The 17,223-nt window shown below is 67.0% G+C and carries 14 protein-coding genes and 2 pseudogenes; 9 read left to right on the top strand and 7 right to left on the bottom strand.

Going from position 1 to position 17,223, the window contains the following annotated elements; translation table 11 throughout:
* Positions 1-81 precede the first annotated feature (81 nt).
* The 6 genes from ACEOAB_RS11330 (at position 82) to ACEOAB_RS11305 (ending at position 6,395) form a co-directional block, all read left to right on the top strand.
* Entirely contained in the window at positions 82-1,248 is a 1,167-nt protein-coding gene (locus tag ACEOAB_RS11330) for an acetyl-CoA acetyltransferase (RefSeq protein WP_413749206.1), read from the top strand.
* Positions 1,245-2,837 (top strand): acyl-CoA synthetase, encoded by a 1,593-nt coding sequence (locus tag ACEOAB_RS11325; protein ID WP_495653734.1) that lies wholly within the window; start codon positions 1,245-1,247, stop codon positions 2,835-2,837. Before ACEOAB_RS11330 ends, ACEOAB_RS11325 begins: the two co-directional genes overlap by 4 nt.
* Entirely contained in the window at positions 2,834-3,391 is a 558-nt protein-coding gene (locus ACEOAB_RS11320; RefSeq protein WP_413749208.1) for a PPC domain-containing DNA-binding protein, read from the top strand. Before ACEOAB_RS11325 ends, ACEOAB_RS11320 begins: the two co-directional genes overlap by 4 nt.
* Entirely contained in the window at positions 3,384-3,806 is a 423-nt protein-coding gene (locus tag ACEOAB_RS11315) for a PPC domain-containing DNA-binding protein (RefSeq protein WP_413749209.1), read from the top strand. Before ACEOAB_RS11320 ends, ACEOAB_RS11315 begins: the two co-directional genes overlap by 8 nt.
* A 157-nt stretch (positions 3,807-3,963) precedes the next feature.
* Complete coding sequence (locus ACEOAB_RS11310; protein WP_056599435.1) at positions 3,964-4,389, top strand: hypothetical protein; 426 nt, start codon at positions 3,964-3,966, stop codon at positions 4,387-4,389.
* On the top strand, positions 4,386-6,395 hold the full coding sequence (locus ACEOAB_RS11305) for an AsmA family protein (protein WP_413749210.1): 2,010 nt from the start codon (positions 4,386-4,388) through the stop codon (positions 6,393-6,395). Before ACEOAB_RS11310 ends, ACEOAB_RS11305 begins: the two co-directional genes overlap by 4 nt.
* A gap of 151 nt (positions 6,396-6,546) precedes the next feature.
* Here ACEOAB_RS11305 and ilvB read toward each other — a convergent pair whose 3' ends face one another.
* Positions 6,547-8,328 (bottom strand): biosynthetic-type acetolactate synthase large subunit, encoded by a 1,782-nt coding sequence (ilvB, locus tag ACEOAB_RS11300; protein WP_495653733.1) that lies wholly within the window; start codon positions 8,326-8,328, stop codon positions 6,547-6,549.
* A gap of 65 nt (positions 8,329-8,393) precedes the next feature.
* Between ilvB and ACEOAB_RS11295 the strand changes: the two genes are divergently transcribed.
* Together ACEOAB_RS11295 and ACEOAB_RS11290 are read left to right on the top strand one after the other, a co-directional pair.
* Entirely contained in the window at positions 8,394-8,888 is a 495-nt protein-coding gene (locus ACEOAB_RS11295; RefSeq protein WP_200936034.1) for an Lrp/AsnC family transcriptional regulator, read from the top strand.
* 160 nt (positions 8,889-9,048) lie between these two features.
* Positions 9,049-11,031, top strand: a complete 1,983-nt coding sequence (locus tag ACEOAB_RS11290) for a sensor histidine kinase (RefSeq protein WP_495653732.1) — start codon at positions 9,049-9,051, stop codon at positions 11,029-11,031.
* A gap of 12 nt (positions 11,032-11,043) precedes the next feature.
* Here ACEOAB_RS11290 and ACEOAB_RS11285 read toward each other — a convergent pair whose 3' ends face one another.
* The gene (locus tag ACEOAB_RS11285; RefSeq protein WP_495653731.1) at positions 11,044-11,940 is read right to left on the bottom strand and encodes a LysR substrate-binding domain-containing protein; all 897 of its coding nucleotides are present in this window, start codon (positions 11,938-11,940) and stop codon (positions 11,044-11,046) included.
* Between the two features lie 89 nt (positions 11,941-12,029).
* Between ACEOAB_RS11285 and ACEOAB_RS11280 the strand changes: the two genes are divergently transcribed.
* Positions 12,030-12,806: an NAD(P)H-dependent oxidoreductase gene (locus ACEOAB_RS11280; protein WP_413751065.1), complete on the top strand. Its 777-nt coding sequence runs from the start codon at positions 12,030-12,032 to the stop codon at positions 12,804-12,806.
* A 15-nt stretch (positions 12,807-12,821) separates the two neighbouring features.
* Here the strand turns inward: ACEOAB_RS11280 and ACEOAB_RS11275 are convergent, their stop codons facing one another.
* The 5 genes and pseudogenes from ACEOAB_RS11275 to ACEOAB_RS11255 all read right to left on the bottom strand — a co-directional run bounded on the left by ACEOAB_RS11275 (position 12,822) and on the right by ACEOAB_RS11255 (position 17,174).
* Positions 12,822-14,057, bottom strand: coding sequence for an MFS transporter (locus ACEOAB_RS11275; protein ID WP_413751066.1), 1,236 nt, complete (start codon positions 14,055-14,057; stop codon positions 12,822-12,824).
* Positions 14,058-14,125: 68 nt separating this feature from the next.
* Positions 14,126-14,263: pseudogene (locus tag ACEOAB_RS11270) on the bottom strand (chromate efflux transporter); the annotation flags it as partial.
* Positions 14,264-14,413: 150 nt separating this feature from the next.
* Positions 14,414-15,379: a Bug family tripartite tricarboxylate transporter substrate binding protein gene (locus ACEOAB_RS11265; protein WP_413751067.1), complete on the bottom strand. Its 966-nt coding sequence runs from the start codon at positions 15,377-15,379 to the stop codon at positions 14,414-14,416.
* A 45-nt stretch (positions 15,380-15,424) separates the two neighbouring features.
* A complete protein-coding gene (locus tag ACEOAB_RS11260; RefSeq protein ID WP_495653730.1) occupies positions 15,425-15,787 on the bottom strand; it encodes an AtuA-related protein in 363 nt (120 codons plus the stop codon).
* Positions 15,784-17,174: pseudogene (locus ACEOAB_RS11255) on the bottom strand (acyclic terpene utilization AtuA family protein). The gene ACEOAB_RS11260 and the pseudogene ACEOAB_RS11255 overlap by 4 nt, the downstream one beginning before the upstream one ends.
* Positions 17,175-17,223: the final 49 nt, after the last annotated feature.

The raw sequence follows: 17,223 nt of genomic DNA, 5'->3' as shown, positions 1-17,223 counted from the left end.
CGCGGCGCAGTCATCAGTGTTTCCCAGGGCCGCAAGGCTCTTCCACCCCCAGGCATCACCATGCCGCAACCCAGGTTCAACATGACTACACCACACATCATCGGCTGGGGCCACACCCCGTTTGGCAAGCTCGACGGCATCGACCTCGAGCAACTCTTGCGCGATGCCGCGCTGCCTGCGTTGCAGAGCGCGGGGCTCGCTCCGGAGGACATCGATGGCGTCTTCATTGGCACTTTCAACGCCGGCTTCGTACCGCAGGATTTCAGTGCCTCCCTGGCCGGCGTGGCGATTCCCGCTTTGCGCTTCACGCCCGCGGTGCGCATGGAGAATGCGTGCGCCACGGGGTCGGCGGCGATCTGGGGCGCGCTCGACGCATTGGAGAGCGGCCGCATGAAGCGGGTGCTCGTGGTCGGCTTCGAGAAGATGAACACGCTGCCGAATGCGCAGATCGGCGAAGTGCTTCTGAAGTGCTCCTATGTGAAGGAAGAAGGTGGCAAGCCCGGTGGCTTCGCCGGTGTATTCGGGGAAATCGCCGGCGAGTATTTCGCGCGTTTCGGCGACCAGTCGGATGCGCTGGCCGCCATCTCGGCCAAGAATCACCGCAACGGCGTGGACAACCCCTATGCCCACATGAAGCGGGATCTTGGCTACGACTTCTGCCGCAATCCCTCCGACAGGAACCCCTTTGTCTCCGGACCGCTCAAGCGCTCCGACTGCTCGCTGGTGTCCGATGGCGCCGCGGCACTGGTGCTGTCGATGGAACCCATTGCCGGTGCGGCCGTACCCGCCGTGCGCTGGAAGTCGCGCACCCAGGTCAACGACTTCCTGCCGCTGAGCCTGCGCGACCGTACGCGCTTCGAAGGCGCCGCGAGGGCGTGGGCGCAGGGCCTCGATGCCGCCGGCCTCACGCTCGACGGCCTCGACGTGGTGGAGACGCACGACTGTTTCACCATCGCAGAACTGCTCCAGTACGAAGCCATGGGCCTTGCATCCCACGGCCAGGGCGCGCGCGTCATCCGCGACGGCGTGACTGCCAAGGACGGACGGCTGCCGGTCAACCCGTCGGGCGGCCTCAAGTCGCGAGGCCATCCCATCGGCGCCACCGGCGTTTCACAGCACGTGATGATGGCGATGCAACTCGCCGGACAGGCCGGTGCCATGCAGATTCCCGAAGCGCGGCGCGGCGCGGTGTTCAACATGGGCGGCGCGGCGGTCACCAACTACCTGAGCGTGCTGGAGACAGCATGAACTCCGCAGCAGTGATGAATCTCGGGCAACTGCTGCGGCAGACGGCCCGCTTGTTTCCGGAGCACCATGGACTGATCCACGGCGAGCACCGCTGGACATGGTCGGAGATCGACGCGCGCGTTGACGCGATGGCCAGCGCACTGCAGAAGCGGGGACTCAAGAAGGGTGACCGCATCCTCGTGCAGTCGCGCAACAACCTCCAGCTGTTCGAGAGTTGCTGGGCGGCCTTCCGGCTCGGCTGCGTCTGGGTTCCGACGAATTTTCGGCTGACGCCGCCGGAGGTCGCCTATCTGGGTGCGTCGAGCGGTGCGGCCGCCATGATCTACGAGAGCGATTTCGCCGCACACGCGGATGCGGTGCGCGAGGCATCCGGCCAGCTCAAGCACCTCGTCTGCATCGGCGCGCCGCGTGCCGGCGAATCGTCGTACGAAGCGCTTGTCGAGGCGTCGCTTGGCAATTCGCCGGACGAGGCCGCGGTCGATCACGACGATCCGCTCTGGTTCTTCTATACCTCCGGCACCACGGGCAAGCCGAAGGCCGGCGTGCTGACGCACGGCCAGATGGCCTTCGTGGTGACCAACCACCTGGCCGACCTGATTCCCGGCACCACCGAGAAGGACTGTTCGATCGCAGTAGCACCGCTGTCGCACGGCGCGGGCATTCACGCGCTGCTCAACGTGGCGCGCGGTGCGGCGACGGTGCTGCCGGTGGGCGACCGCCTCGATCCCGAGAACTTCTGGCAGCTTGTACAGACGCACCGCGTGAGCAATTTCTTCACGGTGCCAACGATCGTCAAGATGCTGGTGGAGCATCCAGCGGTCGATCACTACGACCACAAGTCGTTGCGCTACGTGATCTATGCGGGCGCGCCGATGTACCGCGCCGACCAGAAGCTCGCCTTGCGCAAACTCGGCAAGGTACTGGTCCAGTACTTCGGGCTCGGCGAAGTCACCGGCTGCATCACGGTGCTGCCGCCTGAGATGCACTCCATCGAAGACGACGACCCGAATGCACCGGCCGGGACCTGCGGGCGCCCGCGCACCGGCATGGAGGTGGCGATCCTCGACAAGGACCTGCAGCGCGTGCCCGAGGGCACCGTGGGAGAAATCTGCTGCCGCGGGCCCGCCGTCTTCTCGGGTTACCACGGCAACGCGAGAGCAACGGCGCAGGCGCTGCGCGGCGGCTGGTTCCATACCGGGGACCTGGGTCGCCTCGACGCGCGCGGACTGCTCTACATCACCGGCCGCGAGTCCGACATGTACATCTCGGGCGGGTCCAATGTCTATCCGCGAGAGGTAGAGGAGGTACTGCTGCAGCATCCGGGTGTGCAGGAAGTGGCGGTGCTGGGCATGCCCGACCCCAAGTGGGGTGAAATTGGTGTGGCCGTCGTCGTTCGGCGACCCGGCGTGCCCGAGGTCGACGCGCCGGCGCTGCTCGCTCATCTGGATGGCCGCTGCGCACGTTACCGCTGGCCGCAGCACTTCTTTTTCTGGGACGCCTTGCCCAAGTCCGGCTACGGAAAGATCACGAAGAAGGACGTGCGGCAACAGCTTTTGGCGAGCGGCGAGATCAAGGAGCTGGTCGCATGATGAACACCAGCACATTGCCCTACGCGGGGCGGCCGCGCACGCTGGTGCATCCAGGGACCTTCAACCCAGTTCGTATCCAGTCCCGGCATTCACCGGGTGCGCGCCATCTGCGGCTGAGCCTGCAGCCGGGCCAGAGCCTTTTCGATGCGCTGCTGCAACCGTTGCGGGAGCGAGGCATTGAAAGCGCCTCCACCACGATCCTGGGCGGCTATTTCGAGCAGATCTCCTACTGCGTCGCACCACCGGACCCGACGGGACAGGCGGTAATCGCGTACAGCAAGCCACGTTCGATCGGCCAGGCCGCGATGATCTTCGGCAACGCCACGATCGGCAAGCGCCAGAGCGGCAGCCCCATCGTGCACTGCCATGCAGCGCTGCGTACCAGTGACGGTGCCGTGCGCGGTGGGCACATGGTGACCGAGGCATGCATCGTTGGCCCGTTGCCGATCACCGTTCTCGTCACCTCGCTCGATGGCTTCGAACTGCGCGTCGACTTCGACGCCGAAACCAACATCCCTCTGCTGAAACCCATGCCGAAAGAATCCCATGACTGAGATCACCAGCGTCGAAAGCGGAACCATGGGCCGGGTGGCCTATGCGCGCATCGCCCCGAACGAGGATCTCGTCGGCGGCATTGAAAAGCTCTGCCTGCTGGAGGGCTTCAGGCACGCCTTCGTGCGGGGCGCGCTGGGCAGTCTTGTCGATGGATGTTTCGGGACGCTCGACGGTAAATATCTGACGATCAAAGGGCCGGCTGTGGAGATCGTGAGTCTGGCTGGGGAAGTAAGAAGTCAGAGCGACGGCTCGTTGCGCGCGAGCCTGTCCGGCGTGGTTGCAGATACCGAAGGCCGTGTGTTCGGAGGGCCTTTTGTGGCAGGCGCCAATCCCATCTGCATGACGCTGGAAGTCACGTTGGAGGAATGGGTTCCCGCGAGCGCGAAGAGCATGCCCACTGCATCTGCAATGTGATCGGCACCGCGACAACCTCCGACGGCGCCATCGGGACTGCGGTGTTCGACAAGTCGCTGCAGCTCGAGGCCTTCTGCGATTTTTGCGCCACGCTGAACATCACGCCTCGCCGCTGAAGATGCCGCGGCCGCCCGGGCTTGCGTAGACTGGAGCGGTCATGAACACTCCAGCCTCTACAGCCCCCGCCTCGAAGCGCCCCCTGGACGCGTCCGAATTGAAGCAACTCGCCGCAACCACCGAACCCGCGGCCGCAGCAGAAGCCTGCGCGTGCGGGCTTCACCGGGCCGCCGCGTGGGAAAGCATCACCGAAGAGCGCTGGCCGCAGGCGCTGATGCAGAAAGTCGGCACGCTGCGCGACGAGGACATCGCCGAGCCGACCTTCGAGGAGTGGCATCCCGGCGGCACGCGCTACGACTCGCCCGACGCGCCGATCTCGGTGCGGCACTTTCCTTTCAACCGCTGCGACGTGTTTCGCTGCAACGCCTGCGGCAGGCTGGTGCTGCGCTACACCGAGTTCGGCGGCTACTACATCGATCACCGGGTGCGGCTGCTGGACCCGGCGCTGGTGACGAGCCAGACATGATGGCCTCGATACGCCGCCCTCGCCTGGCGGGTTGGGCCCTGCTCTTCTTGCTGGGCATCGTGGCCATCGGCTTCGCGGCCATCCTGACCTTCGACTGGAACCGTGCCAAGCCGTGGATCCATCAGCGCGTCAGCGAAGCCACCGGGCGCCCCTTCGCGATCCAGGGCGACCTGGTCCTGGAGTGGGACCGCCCTCGCGCTGAAACAGGCTGGCGCCGCTGGGTGCCCTGGCCGAGGCTGCGTGCGCAGAACATCACCCTGGGCAATGCCGAATGGGGCAAGACCGGCCCGCACATGGCCGAGATCGAGCAGCTGACGTTCTCGCTGAACCCGCTGCCCCTGCTGGATCACACGATCCGGATCCCCACGCTGGAACTCGTGGGCCCTGTCCTGTCCCTCGAGCGAACCGCCGACGGCAAGAACAACTGGACACTGGCTTCCGGCAACACCGCCCCCTCGCGCTGGAAACTGGATCTGCAACGGCTGGTGCTGAACCAGGGCACGGTGAAACTCACCGATGCGGTGGCCAAGGTCGATTTCAAGGTCGACATCGACAGCCTGCCCGAGGAAAGCCCGGAGGGCTATGGCATGGGCTGGAAGCTCAGCGGCACGTTTCGCCAGACCCCGCTGCGCGGCAGCGGCAAGGCCGGCGCGGTGCTTTCGCTGCAGCAGGACACCAGGCCTTATCCGTTGCAGGCCGGCGTGCAGATCGGCATGACACGCATCGATGTCGCGGGCACGCTGACCAAGCCCGACGCGCTGGCGGCGCTGGACCTGCGGCTCAAGCTCTCGGGCGCCAGCATGGCACACCTGTACCCGATCACGGGCATCACGCTGCCCAACACGCCCCCGTTCAGCACCGAAGGCCATCTGGTCGGCACGCTCGGCAAGGGCGGCGGCCGCTGGCTGTACGAAGGCTTCAAGGGAAGCGTGGGGGCCAGCGACATTGCCGGCACGCTCGAATACATCTCGCAGCAGCCGCGGCCGCTGTTGCGCGGGCAGGTGCAGTCCAACCAGCTGCGGCTGGAGGATCTGGCACCGTTGATCGGTGCCGACTCCAACGCCAACAAGGCCAGGCGAGGCGCCGCGGCTGTCCAGCCGGCAGGCAAGGTGCTGCCCGTGGAAAAGTTCGACACGGCGAGCTGGGGAAGCATCGACGCGGAGGTCAAGTTCGCCGGCCGCAAGATCCTGCACACCAGGAACCTGCCCATCGACAACCTAGTTGCGGACCTGCACCTCAAGGACAGCGTGCTGTCGCTCACGCCCTTGAGCTTCGGCGTTGCCGGCGGCCATCTGGCCGCGACCGCAAAGCTCGACGGCCGGCAGGATCCCATTCGCGCGAATCTGCAACTCTCGGCGCGCCGCCTCAAGATCAAGGAACTCTTTCCGACGCTGGACACGATGCAGGCCAGCCTGGGGGAAGTCGGTGGCGATGCGGCGCTGTCCGCCAGCGGCAACTCGGTTGCAGCCTTGCTCGGCACCTCCAGCGGCGAGGTGAAGGCGCAGGTCAGCCAGGGAACGATGAGCAAGTTCCTGCTCGAGGCGATGGGGTTGAACATCGGCAGCGTGGTGGCGACCAAGCTGTTCGGCGACAGGCAGGTGCAACTCAACTGTCTTGCGAGCGATTTCCGGGTGACGCAGGGCATCATGCAGACCCGCGCCTTCGTGCTGGACACCGATGAGTCGGTCGTCAATGTGAGCGGGCAGATCAATCTGTCCAGCGAACAGCTGGCGCTCGAGATCCAGCCACGCAACAAGGCGCTGCGCGTCATCTCCTTGCGCTCGCCGCTTTACGTCAACGGAACCTTCAAGAATCCCGATGTCGGCGTCGACAAGGGTGCCGTCGCGCTCAAGCTGGGGGCCGCGGTTGCATTGGGCGCATTGGCGCCGGCCGCGGCGCTGCTGCCGCTGTTGAACGTGGGCTCGCAGGAGCTCTCGGGGTGCGCGCCGCTGCAGGCGCTGGCCGGCCGCAAGCCGCAGGCCCCGGGGCAGCGCAAGGTGCGCTGATTTTTTCGTTGTGCAGCGGCTAGGCCCGCTGCCCATCCAGCTCGCCCATCACGCGGCGCTCCAGGATGTCGCTGGCGCGGCTCAGGTGGGCGTGCATGTGCTTCGCGGCAGCCTCGAGCTTGCCGTCCTCTCCGGGAGAGGGGGCAGCACCTCACACTTCTTCGTACCACCGGTCCTTCGCGAGCATCACCCGGTGGTGCCCATGCCCCGACGGCATCATCGGAAAGCAGTTCTCCTGCGCCGCGACCTGCACGTCGAGAAAGAACGGCCCTTCGCTCGCCAGGCATTCAGCCAGCGCGCCTTCCAGCTCGGCCGGGTCCGACACCCGCCGCGCGCCCCAGCCGAAAGCCTTTGCCAGCGCCACGAAATCGGGCAGCGCCTCGTTCCAGCTGTGGCTCAGGCGGTTGCCGTGGTTCAGCTCCTGCCATTGCCGCACCATGCCCATGTAGCCGTTGTTGCACAGCACCAGCTTCACCGGCGCGCGGTGCTGCACGGCCGTCGACAGCTCCTGGATGTTCATGAGCACCGAGGCATCGCCGCTCACGCACACGGTCAGCGCCTCGGGGTGGCCGATCTGCGCGCCGATGGCCGCGGGCAGCCCGTAGCCCATGGTCCCGGCGCCACCGGACGTGAGCCAGTGGCGCGGACTGTCGAAGCGCAGGTACTGCGCGGCCCACATCTGGTGCTGGCCCACGTCGGTCGACACGATGGCGTCGCGGCCGGCGATGGCGCACTGCAGCGAAGACATCAGCTGCTGCGGCAGGATCGAATCCTCGCGCGGCTCGAAGGCCAGGCAGTCGACGGCGCGCCAGCGCTCGATGCGCTCCCACCATGGCGCGAGCCGCCCGGGCGCGAAGCCCTCGGCCGGGAGCAGCGCCAGCAGGCCATCGAGGATCACCGCGCAATCGCCCACCATCGGCACGTCCACGTGCACCACCTTGTTGATGCTGCCGGGGTCGATGTCGATGTGGATCTTGCGCGCGTGCGGACAGAACTCGTCGAGCTTGCCGGTCACGCGGTCGTCGAAGCGCGCGCCGACGCACACTACGAGGTCGGCCTCGTGCATCGCGAGGTTGGCTTCGAGCATGCCGTGCATGCCCAGCATGCCTATGAACTTCGGGTCCGACGCCGGAAACGCGCCCAGCCCCATCAGTGTGAGCGTGCACGGCGCATGCATCAGGTTCACCAGCTTCGTGAAGGCCTCGCAGGCGGCCGGTCCTGAATTGACCAGCCCGCCGCCACCGTAGATGACGGGCCGGCGCGCGGTCGAGAGCAGGTCGGCCGCGCGCTGCATCATGGCCTTCGGCGGCAGCGCGGTGCGGCTCGTGCGCAGCGCGCGCAGCGGCGAAGGCTCGGGCGCCCTGCCCAGCCGGTCGAGCTGGATGTCCTTCGGCACGTCGAGCAGCACCGGTCCCGGGCGGCCGGTGGTGGCGATTTCCAGCGCGCGCCGCACCAGCGCGGGCACGTCGTCGGCCGCGCGCACCTGGCGGTTCCACTTCGTCACCGGGCGCGACATGCCGAGCGCATCGCTCTCCTGGAATGCCTGCGTGCCGATGACGGCGGTGGCCACCTGCCCGCTGATGCACAGCACCGGCACCGAATCGCTCATCGCATCGAGCAGCCCGGTGATGGTGTTGCCCACGCCCGGCCCCGAGGTAACGAGCACCACGCCCACGCGGCCGGTGCTGCGCGCATAGCCCTCGGCGGCATGCACGGCCGCCTGTTCGTGGCGCACCAGCACGTGGCGCAGCCTCGGCTCGCCGTGCAGCGCGTCGTACAGCGGCAGCGCCGCACCGCCGGGGTAGCCGAAGATGGTGTCAACGCCGCACTCGACCAGCGTGTCGAGCAGGGCTTCGGCGCCGTTGCGGATACGGGCTGGCGCTTCCGGGTGGAGGGACAGGGAAGACGTGAGGGGTAGGTCGAGAAGTCGCATGCCGTCGATTCTTCCGGTTTGAGCGCAAAATATGCTTCTTTCTTTTGGCTCTTTGGGCTCGATTCATGAAAACCAATCGGCAAAACACCAACGACAACGAAGGATCTTTCGACAAGACCGATCTGGCCATCCTGCGCGTGCTGCTGCTCGACTCGCGCAAGACCCTGCAGGAGATCGGCAACGAGGTCGGCCTGTCGCCCACCAGCTGCTGGACGCGCATCAAGAAGCTCGAGGCCTCGGGCGTCATCAAGCGCTACACGGTCGACGTCGATCCGGCCAAGCTCGGCTACCACGACTCGGTGATCGTGCAGGTCACGCTCGAAAGCCACACCGACGAGACCCTGTACGACTTCGGCCGCACGCTGGCGACCATTCCGGAGATCCAGGAGGCCTACCTCGTCTCGGGCGACTACGACTACTACATCCGCATCGCCGTGCGCGACACGCGCGACTACGAGCGGCTGCTGCGCGAAAAGCTCTACAAGATCCCCGGCATCCGGCACAGCAAGTCGCACTTCGTGCTGCGGGTGCTGAAGGAAACCAGCGTGCCCGTGATCTGAGGGTGAACGCGCCGATGCCCGGGTGAGCGGGGAAATTGGGCCAAGGACATAATCGGCTCGCGGTCGGCCGGCGGGAGCGGGAACCGAACCGCATCACAGTGCCTATGTTCGTCAGGCGCATCTACAAAAATGACTTCCATGGCAGAAGCGATCTAGATCTATGAGGCCAGCCAGCAAAGGCTGTTGGAGAGTCAGCCGATGGATCGCCAAGCTGTGGCTTGCCTTGCCGCTCGCCGTACTGCCTTGTGCGCACGCCAGCGAACCATCGGAGGCCGATGCCGTGCCGCAGCGCGATGGTGTCGTCCACATCACGCAGGCCGAGCTGCTGTCCGTTTCCGGCACGGGTTATTCCGCCCCTCCGAAACGTGCGGAAGACGCCGCGCTGCCGGCCGACGGCTGGAAGACGATCAACCTCCCGCATACGGCCCCCCGCGAACTGGTGCCCACGTCTTCCAGCGGCGCGCGGACCGTCACCGACTGGTACCGCATCGACCTGGCCGGGCTGGCGCCATCGGCGCAGCCACGCCTTCTTTATCTCCCGCGCTGGAAGACCCTGGGCCACATTGCGGTGTACGGCGATGGCCTTTTGCTCTATCAGTCGCATGGCAGCCCCGTCCACAACGACTACAACCATCCGCTCCTGCTGCCGCTAAACGCGACCGCCGACACGCCTTCGCCCACCTCGGTGCTGATCCGCGTCGACCGCCTGCGCAACAGCGGCAGCGGATTCTCGACCGTGTGGGTGGGCGACGAGGATTCACTGAGCTGGCGCTACCAGATGCGCCAACTGCTGCAGGTGCAGTTGCCGTTCATGGGCAGCGCCGCCTTCCTGGCGGTTGGCGCATTCGCGTTCGCCGTGTGGCTGCGCAAGAAGCGCGAATCGCTCTACCTGCTGTTCTTCGCCATCTCCGCGCTTGCCTTCCTGCGAACGCTTCACTACTACGTGGGCGGCAGCTACACCCCGATTTCGGACGAATGGTTCGAATGGATCACCGTTGCCAGCCTGCTCTGGCTGATCGTCCTGATCCACCTGTTCCTGCAGCGCCTGCATCGGCAGCCTTCGGCCTGGCTGACCCGCTCGGCGCTGGCCTTGACACTGGCCTGCAATGTCGCAACGCTGCCTCACGCCTCGACGTGGGTGGTCAGCCTCTACCTCTTCACGCCCCTGCTCAACCTGATGGTGCTGCCCGTCGCGGTGCTGATCTTTGCGGTGAATTTGCGCAAGGCGTTGCGCGCGCAACTGCCCGAGGGACGGCTGGTGGCCGGCTGGACCGTCTTCGCCGTCGCGTTCACCTCCTACGACGGGTTCCTGCAGAACAACCTGGTCAGCCCGGAGAGCGTGTACACATCTCCCTACGCCATCATCGGCCTGTTCTTCGTCTTTTCGTACATCCTGTTCCAGCGCTACACGGACGCGTTCGCCGAAGTGGGCCGGCTGAACAAGGGCCTGGCCCAGCGCCTGCAGGCCCGCGAAGCCGAGTTGGGGCAAAGCTACCGGCGGCTGCGCGCCATCGAAACCCAGCACATGCTCAGCGCCGAGCGCCGGCGCCTGATGCAGGACATGCACGACGGGCTCGGTTCGTCGCTGATCAGCGCCATCCGATCGGTGGAGCGCGGCACCATGAGCGACGCCGAGGTTTCCGACGTGCTCAAGGGCTGCATGGACGATCTGAAGCTGGTGATCGACTCCATGGAGAACGTGGACGCCGACTTGCTGCTGCTGCTGGCAACCCTGCGCTTTCGCCTGGCGCCGCGCATCGAGAGCGCGGGTGTCGCGCTGCGCTGGGAGGTGCAGCCCGTGCCCGTGCTGTCCTGGCTGGAACCGAAAAGCGCGCTGCACATCCTGCGCATCGTGCAGGAATGCGTGGCCAACGTGCTGCGCCACACGCGGGCCACCACCATCTGCGTGAGCACCGCGACGCTCGACCAGAGCGTGTGCGTGGCGATCGAAGACAACGGCGCGGGCTTCGACGTGGATGAGGCCCTGCGCCGCGGCGGCCGCGGGCTGCGCAACCAGCAGCGGCGCGCACTTGCCATCGGCGCCACCGTGAGCTGGGAATCCGGCAGCACCGGCACCCGCTTCATGCTGTGGCTGCCCCTGCACCGCAAGGTCGACGCCGAGAAGGCCATCGATGCCTTCTAGGCCCGCCGGGCTTCAGAGGCTCGCCGCGATCTGCTCGCGCAGCCACTTGTGCGCCGGGTCGCGGTGCCGGCGCTCATGCCAGAGCATGGCCATCTCGTAGCCGGCCACCTCGAGCGGCGCCTCCACCACCCGCAGCCCGGGCGCGCCGCGCGCCAGCCGCTCGGGCAGCATCGCCACCATGTCGGTGGAGGCCAGCACCGACATCATGAAAAGGAAGTGCGGCACCGACAGCACCACGCGCCGCGCGAGGCTCTTCCCTGCCAGCGCCTCGTCCGTCGGCCCGGCGAAACCGCCGCCGCCGAGCGAGACCACCACGTGCTCCAGCGCGCAGAACTGCGCCAGCGTCGGCCGCCGCTTCAGGCGCGGATGCCCTGCCCGCCCGGCCAGCACATAGCGCTCATGGAACAGCACGCGTCGGTGCAGTCCCGGTGGCGCACCCACGCTGGTGTGAAAGAACAGGTCGATCTCCCCCTGCTCCAGCTGCCGTGCCATGCGCGACGGCACCGCCTCCACCACGGCCAGCCGCGTGTGCGGTGCTTCGGCTCGCAGCCTTGCCAAAGCTGGCAACAGGATGGCCGACTCGGCGTAGTCGGCAGCGGCCACGCGCCAGGTGGTGGTGGTGGCCTCGGCCGGACCGAAAGGCCGCGTGGGGGCGACCGCGCGGCCCAGCGACTCCAGCGCTTCGCGCAGCGGCTCACGCAACTCGTCCGCGCGAGCGGTGGGCCGCATGCCGCGCTGCGCGGGCACCAGCAGCGGATCGCCGAACACTTCCCGCAGCTTGGCGAGCTGCACGCTCACCGAGGGCTGCGAGAGGTTCAGGCGCTCGGCCGCGCGCGTGACGTTGCGCTCGGCCAGGAGTGTGTCGAGCGTGACCAGCAAGTTGAGATCGAGGCGGCTGAAATTGTTCATGGCAATTGCTGGAATTCAGACTATTCATTTCCAATATATCGCCACGGCGCCTAACCTGCGGACATCTTCATTCCACCCCCTGTGAAACCGTGAACATCCTGCTGGTCCTTGCCCATCCCGAAGCCGCCTCGCTCAACGGTGCGCTCCATCGCTTCATGACCGAACGCCTCGCGGCCGCCGGCCACTCCGTGCGCGTGTCGGATCTGTACGCCATGCGCTGGAAGCCCGCGCTCGACGCAGACGACTTCCCCGCGCGCGATGCCGCCGCGCGCTTCGACCCCGCCCTCGAATCGCTGCAGGCCTTCGAGGCCGGCACGCAAACCGCCGACATCGCCGCCGAGCAGGAAAAGCTGCTGTGGGCCGACGCGGTGATCCTGCAGTTTCCGCTGTGGTGGTACTCGATGCCCGCCATCCTCAAGGGCTGGGTCGAGCGCATCTACGCGTATGGCTTCGCCTACGGCGTGGGCGAGCACTCCGACACGCACTGGGGCGACCGCTTCGGCGAAGGCACGCTGGCCGGCAAGCGCGCGATGCTGGTGGTGACGACCGGCGGCTGGGCCTCGCACTACGCGCCGCGCGGCATCAATGGGCCGATGGACGACCTGCTGTTCCCCATCCACCACGGCATCCTCTACTACCCCGGATTCGACGTGCTGCCGCCTTACGTGGTGCATCGCACGCACAAGGTCGACGAGGCCGCTTACGCACGCATTACCGAAGAACTGGGCCAGCGGCTCGACACGCTGTTCACGGCCGAGCCGATTCCGTTCCGCCGGCAGAACGGCGGCGACTACGAGATTCCCGCCCTCACGCTGCGCGAGGACATCGCGCCGGGTGAGATTGGCTTTGGGGCGCACAGTGCCTAAGGCAGTCGTCGGTTCTCACTGGTTCGCAATTTCCGGTTCGAGTCGATCCCGCCGCATGGCACGCCACAGGGCGAGATCGTAGGAAATCTTGAGCAGCCCGCACGCAATGAGCGGCAAGGAGATCCATCCGGCAGCAAACAGTGCGCCACTGAGCGTCGGGCTGATGGCCGCAGCCAAGCTCCGCGGAACGGCAGTGAAACTCGCCGCGGCGCTGCGCTCTGCGGGGGTCACCACGGCCATCACATAGGCCGTCCGGGTGGGAACGTCCATCGATGACAACGCGCTGCGAACCATCAGCAAACCGAGCGCAATCGGCAAGCTGGGCGCGAGCGCAGCCAACACGAGGCAGACGTTGGCCGGCAGATGCGTGAAGACCATCGTGTTCAGCAACCCGATTCGTTGTGCAACCACAGGAGCCGCGAGCTGCGATGCGGCACTCAGCAAGCCAGTCCAGAAGAAGAACACGCCGGCCTGGGTCAGCGAGAAGCCGAATCGCTGCAGCAGCCATAGCGACATCAACGCGTTGACCGTCAATCCGCCGGCGAAGGCGTCGACGCTGAAGAGTGCCGCCAATCGCACCACCACGCCGCGCGAAGGCCCCAGGGGTGCCGGGGCGACAGGCGCGCTGCCTGAGTTGTTGCCTGCGTCAGGGGCCGGCAGGTTTCGATAGAGCCAGAAAACGATGAGCCCGATTGCCGCATACACCAGGAACATTCCGCGCAGCGCGTCGAGGCGCGCAAGCCGGCTGTGCTGAACCAGCCAATCCGGCACGGCCGCAGCCAATGCGCCCATCGCGGCACACAGCGCACCCAGGAGGCTGTAGCGAGCAAACAGCGCGGTTCGCGCATGGCCTTGCGCCGCTGCGGCCAGCCGGGCGTGTTCGAGAGGAAGGAAGACGCTCACATCGCCCGAACTGGGGTTAAGGGTGCCAACGAGCGCGACGACCAGCAACGGCCAGAATGCCGACAAGCTCGCAAAGCCGAGGCCGGTCGCGGCCATCAGCAAGGCGGCAATGCGCAGCAATTTCCCTCCAGCGAAACGGTAGCCCCATGCACCAACCGCCAGCGTAGCCAAGGCAGAGCCCAACATCGTGGCCGTGCTGAGGATGCCGACCTCCAGCGTACCCATCCCGTTCGAAAGCAGGTAGGCCGGTAGCAGCACGGCCATGTACCCATCGCCGAAGGCGCGCAACCCTCGTGCGACGAGCAGGGGCATGGCGACGGGGTCGACGCCGGCGGGCAACAGGCGCATGAGACCGCCCAATGAACGAGACGAAGGGGGCGTACTCATTGCGTGCCGGAGCCGAAAAAAGGCCGGGCCACGATCGCGATTTGCCCCGCTGGCCCGCCAAAGCTGATGAAGCCGGGCGTGAGCCAGAAGCGGAAGGCTTCAGCGAATGAAATGGACTGGATGGGCGCAGAAGGCGCGGGCTGTGCGTCAGGCAAGGCGGTGTCCACAGATAGCTCCGTTATGAGTCACCAGCGCTTGGACGGGACACCGTCTAACTTTGCAGAACGGGAGGCTGTATTCCCGGTGGCGAGATCGTAGCAGACAGAGCTGGCAAGCTGTGTGCGCCCAGCCTGCGGATGCCCACCACGGCGCGCGGCCTACTCGGCCTCGATGCCAGCCGCCTTCACGATGCGGCCCCACTTCTGGGACTCGGCCGCCTGGAACTTCGCGAGCTCTTCGGGCGAGGTCGTGTACACCTCGGTGCCGGTCGGCTCGTAGAAGGCCGTCTTTGCGGCCTCGCTCTTCGCGGCCTTCACCAGCAGCTCGTTGAGCCGCTTGACTACGGCGGGCGGGGTCTTCGCAGGCGCATAGGCCGCGAACCAGTAGCCCATTTCGTAGCCCTTCACGCCGGCCTCGGAAATGGTGGGCACATCGGGTGCGAGCGGCGATCGCGCCGAGCTGGAAAAGCCCAGCGCACGCAGCTTGCCCGCCTTGACCTGCGGCAGGCCGGTGGCGGTGTCGGTGATCATCATGTGGATCTGGCCGCCCAGCAGGTCTGTCACGGCGAGCGTGTTGCTCTTGTAGGGCACGTGCAGCAGCCTGATGTCGGCCATCTGCTGCAGCAGCTCGCCCGCCATGCGGCTCGACGAACTGCCACTGCCGAAGCTGTACTTGCCCGGCTCCTTCTTCGCAAGCGCGACGAACTCGGCCACGCTCTTCGCAGGGAACGAGGGGTTCACCACCATGATCTGGCCGCCCTTGCCGAGCGCAGCCACAGGCGCGAAGTCTTTCACCGGGTCGTAGGGCAGCTTCTTGTACAGGTGCTCGTTGGCGGCGTGCGTGGTGTTGGTGGTGATGAGCACCGTGTAGCCGTCGGCGGGCGCCTTGGCCACGTTCTGCGAGGCGATGAAGCCGCTGGCGCCGGCCTTGTTGTCGATGATGACGGCCTGCTTGGTCTCGGCCGCGACCTGGTTGCCGATGGCACGCGCGAGCTGGTCGGTCGCGGTGCCGGCCGCGAAGGGCACGACGAAGGTGATGGGCTTCTCGGGGAAGGTCTGCGCATGGCCCAGCAGCGGCGCCAGGGCCAATGCGGTGGTCAGCACGGCGAGGGGAAATCGTTTCATTGTTTTGTCTCCGGATGGATGAGTAAAGAAAGAGGATCGCCGCGGCTACGGCCCGGCCAGCAAGGGTTCGAGTGCGCGCGGCACGCGCACAGGCATGTCGAGCAGCAGGAAGGACAGCGCCTTGCCGTGCGCATCGAGGTTCAGCGCATCGTTGACGCCGCCGTCGAGCACCGCGTCGAGCACGAAGTTCATCGCGTGCAGCTTCGGCAGCACGAAGCGCTGCACCTGCGACGGCGCGCGATGGCGGAACTGCGCGGCCACGCGCTCGGGCGTGATCTGTTCGACCAGCAAGGGATACAGCTGTGGGTGCCAGGCGATCACGCTGATGTTGGAGCGATCGCCCTTGTCGCCGGTGCGGCCGTGGGCAGCGCGGTAGAGCGGCACTTCGATCATGTCGGGGGTGTTCATGCCAGTGCCTCCGCGTCGAGCAGTTCGAAGCGCACCGGCACTGCTTCGCGCGGCAGCAGGCACGACAGCGTGTTGAGTCGCGGCGTGAGCGCGGTGCGCACGCCGCCGCCGCCGGCCGGGCCGCAGGTGTAGAGCGCCATCACCTCGCGCGCCAGCCGTTCGGCCTGCCCGCGCTCGGTATGCGTGGCCGCGACGCGCAGGCGCACGTCGCGCAGGCCGGCATCGGGCGCATCCGCCAGCGCGCGGCCGGCATCGTCGCCGAGGATGCTCAGCGCGCCGATCAGGTCCACGCGCAGCGCGAGTCCGTCGAGCCGCTTGCGAAGCACATCCGCAGCAAGCCGCGCGCGGGCCTCGGCGCGTGGCCCCGCATAGGAGATCTCGCCCTCCGCCAGCCAGCCGCCTTCATGGCAGACATTGACCTTGTAGCGGCCCGGCCGTTCGTGGCCGCGCACGCCGGAGAGCGCCACGCGGTCGGCGCCGGGAAGCGTGTGCACTTCGGCGTCGGCGATGTCCGCGACCACGTCGGGCGTCAGGTAGGCGGCCGGGTCGTGCACCTCGTAGAGCAGTTGCTCCTTCACGGTGGCTTCGCTCACGAGGCCGCCGGTGCCGTCGGCCTTGCCGATGGTGCAGCGGCCGTCCGCGTCGATCTCGGCGATGGGGAAGCCCACCGCTTCGAGTCCCGGCACGTCCTTGTAGCCCGGGTCGGCGAAGTAGCCGCCACACACCTGCGCGCCGCATTCGAGCAAGTGGCCCGCCATGGTCGCGCGCCCGAGCCGGTCCCAGTCGTCGGCGCGCCAGCCGAAGTGCGACATGGCCGGCCCGACAGTGAGCGAAGGGTCGGCCACGCGGCCGCACACCACGATCTGCGCGCCCGCATCGAGCGCCGCGGCAATGGGTTCCGCGCCGATGTACGCATTGGCGCTGACCATGCGCAGCCCTTGCATCTGCGCGCCGAGCGCTTCATTCAGCAGCGCGCGATGCTCGGGCCCCGACAGATCGTCGCCCTCACCACCGCGATGCGCGGCGCATCCGCGCCCAGTTCGCGCGCCATGCGGGCGATGTGCCGGGCGGCGGCACGCGGATTGGCGGCGCCGAAGTTGCTCACGATGCGGATGCCATGCGCCAGGCAGCGCGCGAGCACGGGCCGCAGCATGTCGTCGAGCAGCGGCTCGTAGCCGGCGTTGGGGTTGGCGCGGCGGCGCAACTGGGCCAATGCCAGCGTGCGCTCGGCCAGCGTCTCGAAGATGAGGAAGGCGCGACTGCCGGCAGGCCCCGCGGCGAGCCGCGCGATCAGTGTGTCGACCACCGGCCCGGCGGCATCGGTGCGGTCGCCCGAGAAGCCGGCAGCGCATCCGATCAGCAGCTTGGACGGTTCGATGGAGTTCATTGCCGTGCACTGTAGGCAACGGCCGGTCATCCGTAAAATCGAAAATCTG

The organism is Variovorax sp. Varisp53 (assembly GCF_059491555.1).
The sequence above is the reverse complement of the archived record's forward strand: the minus strand, read 5'-3'. Positions and strand labels throughout refer to the sequence as shown.

Bases quoted from the DNA above. Each gene is read 5' to 3' on its own strand.
- ACEOAB_RS11315 (WP_413749209.1), top strand. From the start codon at position 3,384: ATGACTGAGATCACCAGCGTCGAAAGCGGAACCATGGGCCGGGTGGCC.
- ACEOAB_RS11290 (WP_495653732.1), top strand. From the start codon at position 9,049: ATGAGGCCAGCCAGCAAAGGCTGTTGGAGAGTCAGCCGATGGATCGCC.
- ACEOAB_RS11305 (WP_413749210.1), top strand. From the start codon at position 4,386: ATGATGGCCTCGATACGCCGCCCTCGCCTGGCGGGTTGGGCCCTGCTC.
- ACEOAB_RS11310 (WP_056599435.1), top strand. From the start codon at position 3,964: ATGAACACTCCAGCCTCTACAGCCCCCGCCTCGAAGCGCCCCCTGGAC.
- ACEOAB_RS11285 (WP_495653731.1), bottom strand. From the start codon at position 11,940: ATGAACAATTTCAGCCGCCTCGATCTCAACTTGCTGGTCACGCTCGAC.
- ilvB (WP_495653733.1), bottom strand. From the start codon at position 8,328: ATGCGACTTCTCGACCTACCCCTCACGTCTTCCCTGTCCCTCCACCCG.
- ACEOAB_RS11330 (WP_413749206.1), top strand. From the start codon at position 82: ATGACTACACCACACATCATCGGCTGGGGCCACACCCCGTTTGGCAAG.
- ACEOAB_RS11265 (WP_413751067.1), bottom strand. From the start codon at position 15,379: ATGAAACGATTTCCCCTCGCCGTGCTGACCACCGCATTGGCCCTGGCG.
- ACEOAB_RS11260 (WP_495653730.1), bottom strand. From the start codon at position 15,787: ATGAACACCCCCGACATGATCGAAGTGCCGCTCTACCGCGCTGCCCAC.
- ACEOAB_RS11320 (WP_413749208.1), top strand. From the start codon at position 2,834: ATGATGAACACCAGCACATTGCCCTACGCGGGGCGGCCGCGCACGCTG.
- ACEOAB_RS11325 (WP_495653734.1), top strand. From the start codon at position 1,245: ATGAACTCCGCAGCAGTGATGAATCTCGGGCAACTGCTGCGGCAGACG.
- ACEOAB_RS11275 (WP_413751066.1), bottom strand. From the start codon at position 14,057: ATGCGCCTGTTGCCCGCCGGCGTCGACCCCGTCGCCATGCCCCTGCTC.
- ACEOAB_RS11295 (WP_200936034.1), top strand. From the start codon at position 8,394: ATGAAAACCAATCGGCAAAACACCAACGACAACGAAGGATCTTTCGAC.